This is a genomic window from Streptomyces sioyaensis (assembly GCF_004122735.1).
Lineage (GTDB): Bacteria > Actinomycetota > Actinomycetes > Streptomycetales > Streptomycetaceae > Streptomyces > Streptomyces sioyaensis.
This window is the reverse complement of record NZ_SDIF01000073.1, coordinates 22531-32847: the sequence shown is the minus strand read 5'-3', so window position 1 is coordinate 32847 and position 10317 is coordinate 22531. Positions and strand designations below refer to the sequence as shown.

Below are 10317 nucleotides of genomic sequence, written 5' to 3'. Positions count from 1 at the left end.
CCCCCCGCGCCGCACCAGCCGTCCACCTCCCCCACCGGGAAGACCGTGTCCCACCGGCCCTCCCGGCCCGCCGGCCGGCCGTCCGCCGCCACGCCCGAACGCTCCGCGGCCCCGTCGAAGACACCCGATGCCCGGTCGTCCGCAGCGGCGCAGGTCCTGTCGCTGGTCAACCAGGAGCGCGACCGGGCCGGCTGCTCGCCCGTGACGGCGGACGGGGAACTGATCCGTCTGGCCCAGCAGTTCAGTGACGACATGGCCCGGCGCGGTTTCTTCGGCCACACCGACCCGGACGGTGACACCCCGTGGGACCGTGCCCGCGCCGCGGACATCTCCGATCTGGGCGGCGAGAACATCGCCCGCGGCCAGGCCGACGCCCAGTCCGTCATGGACACCTGGATGAGCAGCCCCGGCCATCGCGCCAACATCCTCAACTGCGAGTACAAGACCCTGGGCGTCGGCGTCCACTTCGGGCCGGGCGGCCCGTGGTGGACGCAGGACTTCGGGTTCTAACGCAGCCGGACGCTCCGACTCCCGGATTGGCGTGCCAGACGCCCGCACCGCCCCGTGATCCGTCACGGGGCGGTGCGGGCGTTCGGCTGTCCCGGCGGGCGCCGGTCCGGTGCCGGCGGTCAGGCGGCGAGGGCGGCCCGGCCCGCCGCGAAGATCCGTGCCTGCTCGGCGATACGGCGTCCGAGGTGCTCGGCAGTGGCGATGTCAGCCTTGTGGACCCCCTCGGCCCCCTGGTCGTTGGGCGACTGGGCGCCGGCTCCCAGGAAGAAGCCCAGGCGGTTGAGGTCGTTCTCGGACGCAGTGGAGGAGTTCCAGCCGGGCATCAGGTTGAGGCTGACCCAGCTCATCCCGTGCTGGGCGGCGAGCACCGTGAAGAACTGCAGGGTGTGCAGCTTGTCGCCGCTCTTGGAGGCGGAGTTGGTGAAGCCCGCCGCGAGCTTGTCCTGCCAGGCGCGGGTCGCCCAGCGCGCGGAGCTCGCCTCGGCGAAGGTGTGGAAGGCGCCCGAGGCCGTCCCCATGTAGGTCGGCGAGCCGAAGACGATCGCGTCGGAGGCGTCGAGCTGCTCCCACTGCGCTTCGGTGATCTCGTCGACCTTGATCAGGTGGACGGTGGCGCCCGCCTCGGTGGCGGCGGTACGGACCGCCTCGGCCAGTACGGCGGTGTGGCCGAAGCCGGAGTGGTACGCGACGGAGACGACGGGGGCAGGCAGGGCAGGGGTGGTCACGGTGGTTCTCCTCCAAGATCACGGCATCCCGGGGCGGTCGGTGCCCGGGAGCGTCGGCTGCGACGGAAGAAAGAGAAGCACTAACTATTAGAAAGCGCAACCCATGAGTTAGCGCTGCGCGGGAGTAGGGTGTCGGTATGGCGATCGAGAGCAGTGCCGAAAAGGCCGGGGAGGCCGCGCCCGGCTGTCCGGACGACCTGGCTTTTGACGTGTTCGCGTGCAACTGCCCGTCCCGGGAGACGCTCAAGCACGTCACCGACCGGTGGGGCAGCCTGACGCTGGGCGCGCTGCTCGACGGGACCTTCCGCTTCAACGAGCTGCGGCGCCGGGTCGAAGGGATCAGCGAGAAGATGCTGGCCCAGACCCTGCACGCACTGGAGCGGGACGGACTGGTGCAGCGCGAGGCGCAGCAGTGCAATCCGCCCCGGGTGGACTACGCGCTGACCCCCCTGGGGGATCAGGTCGCCCGTCAACTACGGCTGCTGATCGACCTGGTGGAGGACCGGATGCCGCAGGTGCTCCAGGCCCGGGAACGCTACGACGCCCGGCACCTCGCCGGATGAGCCGCCGGCCGCGGGGGCTCCGCGCTCAGCCGCGGGGCGGCCGCTGGCAGCGGGGGCAGAAGTAGCTGGAGCGGTTCATCCAGGGACGCCGGCGGATGGGCGTACCGCAGCGGCGGCAGGGTTCGTCCTCCCGGCCGTAGGCGTCCAGCGAGCGCTCGAAGTAGCCGGACTCACCGTTGACGTTGACGTAGAGGCTGTCGAAGCTGGTGCCGCCGACGGCGAGCGCGGCGTCCATCACGTCCCGGACGTGGCCGAGGAGTTCGGCGGTGCGCGGACGGGTGAAGGTGGCGGTCGGCCGCTCGTAATGGAGCCTGCTGCGCCACAGCGCCTCGTCGGCGTAGATGTTGCCGACACCGCTGATCAACGTCTGGTCGAGCAGCGCCCGCTTGATGGTGGTCCGGCGGCGGCGCAGCGCGTCGTGGAAAGCGGCGTCGTCGAAGGCGGGGTCCAGCGGGTCACGGGCGATGTGGGCGATCACGTCGGGAAGGTGGTCGGCGGCGCCGGGCACGGTGTCGTGCAGCGAGAGGCCGCCGAAGGTGCGCTGGTCGACGAAGCGGAGTTCGGTGCCGAGCGCGTCGGCGAAGCGCAGGCGGATCCGCAGGTGCTTCTCGTCGGGGGCGCCTTCCGGCTGGACCAGCAGCTGACCGCTCATGCCGAGGTGGGCGAGGATCGCCAGCCCGTGGGTGACGGACGGGGTGACCATCGGGGTGATGCCTTCGGCGGCGGTCTGGGAGGCCGGGCCACCGCCGGTCACCGGGAGCCAGAGGTACTTGCCGCGCCGGCGGGCCGCACCGATCCGCAGCCCCTTCAGCCGGGCCGCGAAGTCGGCCACACCAGCGGTGTGCCGGCGGATCGACCGCGGATGGCGCACCTCGACGGCGTCGATCGTGCGGCCGCTGACCCAGCGTTCCAGTCCGCGGCGTACGACCTCGACCTCGGGCAGCTCGGGCACGGAGGGCTCCTTGGGAACAAATGGCGGCGACAAAGACTTCTGACCCCGCCCGGAGCGGCGCGGGGCCGCCCGGAAGGGGTCAGAAGCGGGGTTTCAGTGTGCCGACGACGGGCTGTCGCCGGCGGCCGGAGCCGAGTCGGACTGCGCGGCGGCAGCCGTTCCGGTGGAGCCCGTGCTCGCACCGGGGGCCGGCGACGCCTCGTCGCCGGACGCCGCCGCCTTGGCCGCCTCGTCCGCCGCGGCGCGAATCGCACGCCACGCGGACTCCGCCGCCTGCTGCTCGGCTTCCTTCTTGCTGCGGCCGGTGCCGGTGCCGTACGAGACACCACCGACGCGGGCGGCAGCAGTAAAGGTCTTCTCGTGGTCCGGACCGGTCTCGGTGACCAGGTATTCCGGGACGCCGAGACCTTCGGTCGCGGTGAGTTCCTGGAGGCTGGTCTTCCAGTCCAGGCCCGCGCCCAGGCTGGAGGACTTCTCGATCAGCGGGTCGAAGAGCCGGTGCACCAGCTCACCCGCCGCGTCGAGACCCTGGTCGAGATAGACCGCGCCGATCACCGCTTCCAGGGTGTCGGCAAGGATGGAGGCCTTGTCCCGGCCGCCCGTGCCCTCTTCGCCCCGTCCGAGGCGGATGAAGGCGCCGAGGTCGAGGCCGCGGCCCACCTCGGCAAGCGCACGCGAGTTGACCACCGCGGCCCGGAGCTTGGCCAGCTGGCCTTCCGGGAGGTCGGGGTGGATGCGGTACAGCGTGTCCGTGACCACCAGGCCGAGCACCGAATCCCCGAGGAATTCCAGTCGCTCGTTGGTGGGCAGACCGCCGTTCTCGTATGCGAACGAACGGTGCGTCAGCGCACGCACCAGAAGGGCGGTCTCGAGCTTGTACCCGAGCCGCCCTTCCAGAATCGTGTGGGACGAGGCCGTGTCCGCCGGAGTCGGTTCCTCCCCGCGTGTGCGGGGAGTCGAAGTGGCGTCTTCCGCCTTCTTGGGGCTAGACACGGAGCCTGTCACCAGCCGCTCAGACCTCGAGGACCTGGCGCTTGTTGTAGGTGCCGCAGCTCGGGCACGCGATGTGCTGCTGCTTCGGCTCATGGCAGCGCTCGCACGCCACCAGGGTGGGGACCGCAGCCTTCCACTGCGACCGGCGGTGGCGCGTGTTGCTGCGCGACATCTTCCGCTTCGGAACAGCCACGGCTACTTCTCCTGCTTCTCGTCGACGCCCGCTTCGGCGCCGCCCATGTTGTCCTTCTCGCCGTCCTTGACGGTCCCGGCGAGTCCCTGCAGTGCCGCCCAACGGATGTCGACGGCGTCGTGGTGGTGGTCCGGGTCGTCCGCGAGCCGCGCTCCACAGTCGGAGCACAGGCCCGGGCAGTCGTCCTGGCACACCGGCTGCATCGGCAGTGCAAGCACCACCGCATCACGCAGCACGGGTTCGAGGTCGAACAGGTCGTCCTCGAGGAAGAGGGTGTCCTCCTCGTCCTCGGCGTCGTCGCCGGCGTCCTCATGGACCCTGGCGTCGGCGTCGGGGTAGGCGAACATCTCCTGGAAGTCCGCGTCGAGCTCTCGCTCCAGCGGCTCCAGACACCTTACGCACTCCCCCTTGACGGATGCACGGCCGGTGCCTGTGACAAGCACCCCGTCCATGACCGACTCCAGGCGGAGGTCGAGCTCGATCGGGGCGCCCTCGGGCACTCCGATGACCTCGTTGCCGAGGTCCCGGGGGGCCTCGACGGAGCGGGAGGCCCTCTTCAGCGCACCGGGACGCCGGCCCAGCTCGCGTGTGTCGAACACGAGCGGGGAACGGTGGTCGAGGCGGGCGTTGATGGCTTCCTGCTTTCTACGGGGATTGCGTGCCACCCGAATCCCAGTGGTGGAATTCCGGGCAGCAGAGACCGCGGGCATACGCGCGACCGAAGAGCCAGGATACTGGACGGGCCCCGATAGGCCCAATCCGCTTCCGGCCGCAGCACGGGCCGCCGGACTGCAGGCCTACTGGCGCCCCTCCTCGTACTGCCGGAGCTGGTCCAGATCGATCATGCTGGTGTCGAAGAGGCTGGTCTCGTCCAGCGCACCGGGCTGCGCCGCGTGACCGTGCGGGGCGTGCGGGGGCTGCTGGGGCACCTGCTGCTGGAGGTACGCGTTCGGGTCGTAGCCCTGCTGCTGGGCCTGCTGCTGCCAGTCGTAGCCGTACGGGTCCTGGTGCGAGGCGTACGGGTCCTGCGGGGGCTGCTGGTAGCCGTAGACGTCCTGCTGCGGATAGGCGGCCGGATCGGCGTAGTAGGCCTGCTGCTGAAGCTGGGGCTGGAGGGGCTGCTGGTGTTCCTGGGGCTGCGCCTGGGGCATCGCGGGCTGCGGCGGTGCCTGCGGCATCGGGGGCGCCTGGGGCGGCTGCGGCTCCTGGTCGGCGCCGATGCCCGCCAGGCCGGCGAGGTACTCGGCGTCGGCCTGGTGCCCGGACTGCGGATCGCCCTGCGACGCCAGATGCAGCGCCAGCTCGTCGATCGCCTGGGCGCCCTGGAGCTTGTCGCGGCCCCGGCCGACCGCTTCCAGCGTCTTGGTCAGCACGGCCTGGAACGCCCCGAACTTGGCGTCCACGTACGCGTCGGCGCGCTGCCTGAGGGTCTCCGGGTCGGCGCTGCGCTCCGGGGCCTCGGTGTCCTCGTAGCCCTGCTCGTCGAGCCCCGGGCCGCGGCCGAGCAGCTTCTCGCGGCCGCGGTCGACGGATCCGATGGTCTTGGTCAGCACGACCTCGAAGTTGGCGAGCTTGCTGTCGACGTAGTCGTCGGCCTCGGCGCGGATCTCCTCCGCCTCCCGGCGGGCCTCCGCGAGGATCCGGTCCGCCTCGTCCTGGGACTGCCGGGCGACCTCGGTGTCGGAGATCAGCGAGCCGCGCTGGGCGTGCGCGGTCTCGATGATCCGCTCCGCCTCTGCCCGCGCCTGCTCGACCATCTGCTCCCGCCCGCCGAGCAGCTCCTGCGCCTGCGCGAGCGAGCCGGGCAGTGCGGCGCGCACCTCCTCCAGCTGGGCGAGCAGCTCGGCGCGGTTGACCACGCACGAGGCCGACATGGGCATGGACCGGGCACCGCCGACGGTCGCGACGATGTCGTCGAGCTTCTTCTGCACGTCCACCTTGGACTCGCCACTCTCTGAAGGGTTGGAACGACGGAACGAGACGACTGTACGGCCACGCGCCCTTGGCCCGACACCACCTGACGGGCCGTCAGTGAGGCATCGCGGGCCGGTGCGCCCGGTGCGGTCTCAGCCCTTCTTCCGCAGGCGCTCGGTGAGCGCCTCCAGGACGAACGCCGGGACCAGGTGGGAGACATCGCCGCCCCAGGCGGCAACCTCCTTGACGAGGCTGGAGGAGAGGAAGCTGTAGGTCGGGTTGGTGGGGACGAAGAGGGTCTCCACGCCCGACAGGCCGTTGTTCATCTGGGCCATCTGCAGCTCGTAGTCGAAGTCGCTGACGGCGCGCAGCCCCTTGACGATGGCGGGGATGTCGCGCTGCTTGCAGAAGTCGACCAGCAGGCCGTGGAAGGACTCGACCTCCACGTTGCCGTACTCGGCGGTGGCCCGGCGGATCAGGTCCATCCGTTCCTCGACCGTGAACAGCCCCTGCTTGGACTGGTTGATCATCACGGCGACATGGACGACGTCGTACAGCTTGGAGGCACGGGCGATGATGTCCAGGTGCCCGTTGGTGATGGGGTCGAACGACCCCGGACAGACGGCGCGGCGCAACTCGGGTTCCTCGCTCTCCGATCCGGTCATGACACGCTTGCTGACGTCGATTCGGCGGACGTCGAAGCGGCGCGACCGTACCAAAGCGTCCCCTCGCCGTAGCGACGGGCCTTGATCGCTGCAAAACCGTCCGGCCAGGGGAAGGTGCCGCCTCGGGTGCTCCGCTCCACGGTGACGAGTGCCTGCTCCGCAAGCCACCCCTGACCACGGAGTGTGAGCAGGATCTCCCGGAGTGCGGCGTCGGTCACCACGTAGGGCGGGTCCAGGAAGACGAGGTCGTACGGCTCGCCCGGGGGCGGTGCGGCGGCGGTCTGCTCGGCCTTGCCGGGACGGACCTCGACGCCCGGGAGGCCGACGGTACGGACGTTGTCGCGGATGGTGCGCACCGCGCGGGCATCGGCCTCGACCAGCAGGACGTGCGCGGCGCCGCGGGAGAGCGCCTCCAGGCCGACCGCGCCGGAGCCGCCGTACAGATCGAGCACCCGGGCGCCGGCCAGCGGGCCGTCGAGCGACTCCCAGGTGGAGAACATGCCCTCGCGCGCCCGGTCGGAGGTCGGTCGGGTGCCGTTTCCCGGGGGTACGGCCAGGCGGCGGCCGCCGGCCGTACCGGCGATCACGCGGGTCATGGGCCCGTCCTTACGTTGCGCGGGTCAGGGAGGAGCCGGGCAGGCTCCGTCCCTCCACGATATGGCGTCGGCCGGCCGCGGACGCCCGGCCGGGGGCCCGGAGGCCGGCGGGCGGTGATCGATATCACGTGCCGCGGGGGCTCCCGGGCCCGCCCGCGGACCTGCTCATCCCTTGTCCAGATACTGCTCCCGCTCCTCGTCCAGCAGGGCCGAGAGGGCGATCCGCAGTTCCGGGTATCCGGACAGTTCGGGATCGGCGGTGACCAGGGCGGTGGCTTCCTCGCGGGCGGCCGCGATCACGTCCTCGTCGTCGATGACCGCGAGCATCCGCAGCGAGGAGCGGACACCGGACTGCGCCTGGCCCAGGACATCGCCCTCCCGCCGCTGTTCGAGATCGATACGGGAGAGCTCGAAGCCGTCGAGGGTGCCCGCGACGGCGGCGAGCCGGGCGCGCGCGGGGCTGGCCTCGGGCATCTCGCTGACCAGCAGACACAGTCCGGGGGCCGTGCCACGGCCGACCCGGCCGCGCAGCTGGTGCAGCTGGGAGACGCCGAAGCGGTCCGCGTCCATGATCACCATGGCGGTGGCGTTGGGGACGTTCACGCCGACCTCGATGACCGTCGTCGCGACGAGGACGTCCAGCTCGCCGGCGGCGAAGGAGCGCATCACGTCGTCCTTGTCGTCCGGCGCCATCCGGCCGTGCAGGACCGCCACCCGCAGACCGGCCAGCGGCCCCGCGCGGAGCTGCTCGGCGATGTCGAGCACCGCGAGCGGCGGCCGCTTCTCCGCCGCGTCCTCGGGTGAACTCTCCTTGGCCGCCGCGGTCTTGGCGCCCGGCGCGCCCTTCCTCGCCTTGGGCGCCTCCTCCTCGTCTCCGATCCGCGGGCACACCACATAGCCCTGATGCCCGGCCGCCACCTCCTCGCGGACCCGTTCCCAGGCGCGCGCGAGGAAGTGCGGCTTGTCCTTGGCGGGCACCACATGGCTGGCGATCGGCGAGCGTCCGGCGGGGAGCTGGTCCAGGACGGAGGTCTCCAGATCGCCGAAGACGGTCATGGCGACCGTGCGCGGAATGGGGGTCGCCGTCATCACCAGGAGATGCGGGGTCTGCTTCTCCCGCTGGGAGTTGCCCTTACCGCGCAGCGCGTCGCGCTGCTCGACGCCGAAGCGGTGCTGTTCGTCGACGACGACCAGGCCCAGATCGTGGAACTGCACCTTGTCCTCGATCAGGGCATGGGTGCCCACCACGATGCCGGCCTCGCCGGTGACCAGATCGAGAAGCGCCTGCCGGCGGGCGGCGGCCCCCATGGAGCCGGTCAGCAGCACGACCTTGGTGCCCTGCTCCGCGCCGCCGAGCATCCCGCCCTCGGCCAGCTCCCCCATCATCTCGGTGATCGAGCGGTGGTGCTGCTGGGCCAGGACCTCGGTCGGCGCCAGCATCGCGGCCTGGCCGCCGCTGTCGACGACGCCGAGCATGGCGCGCAGCGCGACCATGGTGTTGTGGGTGACGGTGAAGTGGTCGGTCACATAGGCGTGGGAGGGATGCGCGACGCTGATGCACTGGACGGGCTTGCGGCCGAGGTGCTCGATGGCTTCGATGGCGCGCCGGACGCCGGGCTCGCCCTCGGTGGGTGCACCGTCCCCGCCGCCGCGCGCGCGGAACGGCGGGTACCCGGCGGGCAGCGCCACGAAGACGTCGCAGGCACCGTCGCGTACGGGGACGGGCCGGGCGGAGCCGCCCAGGGAGCGCACCAGCCACGCCAGGTCGTCGGCGAGCGGGCCGGGGGCCGCGCGGTAGACCGCGGTGGCTTCCGCGGGCCCGCCCCCGGTGTCCATCAGCCCCTGCACCACGGCCAGCCGGTCCTTGAGGGGTGCGTGGCGATAGGCCGTGGGCAGGCGGTCCGCCGGGCCGCCGCCCGCGGCCAGCCGCTGCCCCACCAGATACGGATCGAGCGGCCGCTCCCCGCCCTCGTCGAGATCGACCGGGGTGGCCGCCGCGATCGACCACTTGGGCCGGCCGTCGGGGCCGAGCAGGTCGCCCCGCAGCTCGCGGGTGGTCAGCACCCGCTCGCCCGTCTCGCGGGAGCCGACGATCCACAGATGTTCGTCGTCGCACTCGACGGCGCTGCCGTCCGACAGCACCAGCCGCCAGACCTCCCGCTCGCCCTGCGGGAAGACCCCGTCCACCACGGCGAGCTCCCCGCTCGGCACGATCACCTCCGTGCCGACGGCCATCTCCCCCATGGGGCGGAAGCCGCGCGGGGTCAGCACCAGGGCGTCCAGGGGCTGCGCCTTGCCGGAGCCCACCTCGCCCTGGAGGAGGCGGTGCATGGGGTGCTCGGCCGCCAGGTCGTCGAAGATCTCCCGACTGACCTTCTGCTGGCCGTCCGTGAGCGTGAAGGGCAGCTTGGCGTCGAAGGCGCCGAGGATGCCGCCCTCGGCCACCCGCCGTGCCACGGCGGGGAGTTGGGTCTCGGCGAGCCGGCGCCGGGCGAGCGCGACCTGCAGGACGAAGGCCTCGTCCCACTTCAGCCGGTCCCGTGCGGCGGCGATGTCGGCCTTGCTCTCGGGGCGGTGGATCTTGAGCAGCGCCTCGGGGAGCGGGACCAGCGCCCGGCCCTCGCGCAGCGCGCCGGGGAGCGGGTCGACGGCGTCCTGCGCGCTGGGCAGCACCGCGTCGACCGCCTTGGCGATCTTCCAGGACGCCATCTGCTGGCAGGCGGGGTAGATCGGCAGGAGCTGCCGGGCGAAGGCGTCGACCGCCTCGGCCCCGCTGTCGGCGTCGCCGTCGAGGAGCTCGTATTCGGGGTGGGCCAGCTGGAGTTTGCGGTTGAAGACCGACACCTTGCCGGCGAACATCGCGCGGCGTCCCGGGAGCAGGTCCTTGTGAGGCTTGTGGATGCCCTTGCCGAAGAAGACCAGCCGGAGCCGGCCGCTGCCGTCGGTGAGCGTCACTTCGAGGCGCTGTCCCCGGCCGCCGTTGAACTTCAGCACCCGGGAATCCGCGACCTGCGCGACGACCGTGACGTGTTCGTCCAGCGGAAGGTCCGCGAGGCGGGTCAGTTCGCCGCGCTCGGCATAACGCCGCGGATAGTGGTGCAACAGATCGCCGACCGTCTGCAGGCCGAGATGCTCGGCCAGCACCTTCGCGGTGGTGCCACCGAGGATTTTCTTCAGGGGTTCGTCGAGCGCTGCCACAGGTCCAT

Annotated in this window: 11 protein-coding genes; 2 read left to right on the top strand and 9 right to left on the bottom strand. The window is 71.7% G+C overall.

All coding sequences use genetic code 11. The features are described 5' to 3' along the window. The coding region (locus EST54_RS22755) for a CAP domain-containing protein (RefSeq protein ID WP_135796896.1) at positions 1-510 on the top strand (510 nt) is incomplete at its 5' end. Positions 511-629: 119 nt separating this feature from the next. Here the strand turns inward: EST54_RS22755 and EST54_RS22750 are convergent. Then, on the bottom strand, positions 630-1220 hold the full coding sequence (locus EST54_RS22750; RefSeq protein ID WP_174244102.1) for a flavodoxin family protein: 591 nt from the start codon (positions 1218-1220) through the stop codon (positions 630-632). A 152-nt stretch (positions 1221-1372) separates the two neighbouring features. Between EST54_RS22750 and EST54_RS22745 the strand changes: the two genes are divergently transcribed. Beyond that, positions 1373-1798 (top strand): winged helix-turn-helix transcriptional regulator, encoded by a 426-nt coding sequence (locus tag EST54_RS22745; RefSeq protein WP_129249579.1) that lies wholly within the window; start codon positions 1373-1375, stop codon positions 1796-1798. 25 nt (positions 1799-1823) lie between these two features. On the opposite strand, the gene mutM is transcribed toward EST54_RS22745, so the two are convergent. From mutM to EST54_RS22705, 8 genes are all read right to left on the bottom strand, one after another. Next, a complete protein-coding gene (gene mutM, locus EST54_RS22740; protein ID WP_129249578.1) occupies positions 1824-2750 on the bottom strand; it encodes a bifunctional DNA-formamidopyrimidine glycosylase/DNA-(apurinic or apyrimidinic site) lyase in 927 nt (308 codons plus the stop codon). A 93-nt stretch (positions 2751-2843) separates the two neighbouring features. Then, on the bottom strand, positions 2844-3755 hold the full coding sequence (gene rnc / locus EST54_RS22735) for a ribonuclease III (RefSeq protein ID WP_174857496.1): 912 nt from the start codon (positions 3753-3755) through the stop codon (positions 2844-2846). Positions 3756-3762: 7 nt separating this feature from the next. After that, a complete protein-coding gene (gene rpmF, locus EST54_RS22730; protein WP_003951102.1) occupies positions 3763-3936 on the bottom strand; it encodes a 50S ribosomal protein L32 in 174 nt (57 codons plus the stop codon). A gap of 2 nt (positions 3937-3938) precedes the next feature. After that, positions 3939-4601, bottom strand: a complete 663-nt coding sequence (locus EST54_RS22725; protein ID WP_129249576.1) for a YceD family protein — start codon at positions 4599-4601, stop codon at positions 3939-3941. Positions 4602-4733: 132 nt separating this feature from the next. Beyond that, the gene (locus EST54_RS22720) at positions 4734-5873 is read right to left on the bottom strand and encodes an ATP synthase F0 subunit B (RefSeq protein ID WP_129249575.1); all 1140 of its coding nucleotides are present in this window, start codon (positions 5871-5873) and stop codon (positions 4734-4736) included. A gap of 129 nt (positions 5874-6002) precedes the next feature. After that, positions 6003-6485 (bottom strand): pantetheine-phosphate adenylyltransferase, encoded by a 483-nt coding sequence (gene coaD, locus EST54_RS22715; protein WP_275416047.1) that lies wholly within the window; start codon positions 6483-6485, stop codon positions 6003-6005. A gap of 26 nt (positions 6486-6511) precedes the next feature. Continuing rightward, the gene (gene rsmD / locus EST54_RS22710; protein ID WP_129249573.1) at positions 6512-7111 is read right to left on the bottom strand and encodes a 16S rRNA (guanine(966)-N(2))-methyltransferase RsmD; all 600 of its coding nucleotides are present in this window, start codon (positions 7109-7111) and stop codon (positions 6512-6514) included. Between the two features lie 165 nt (positions 7112-7276). Next, a complete protein-coding gene (locus EST54_RS22705; RefSeq protein ID WP_129249572.1) occupies positions 7277-10309 on the bottom strand; it encodes a helicase-related protein in 3033 nt (1010 codons plus the stop codon). Positions 10310-10317: the final 8 nt, after the last annotated feature.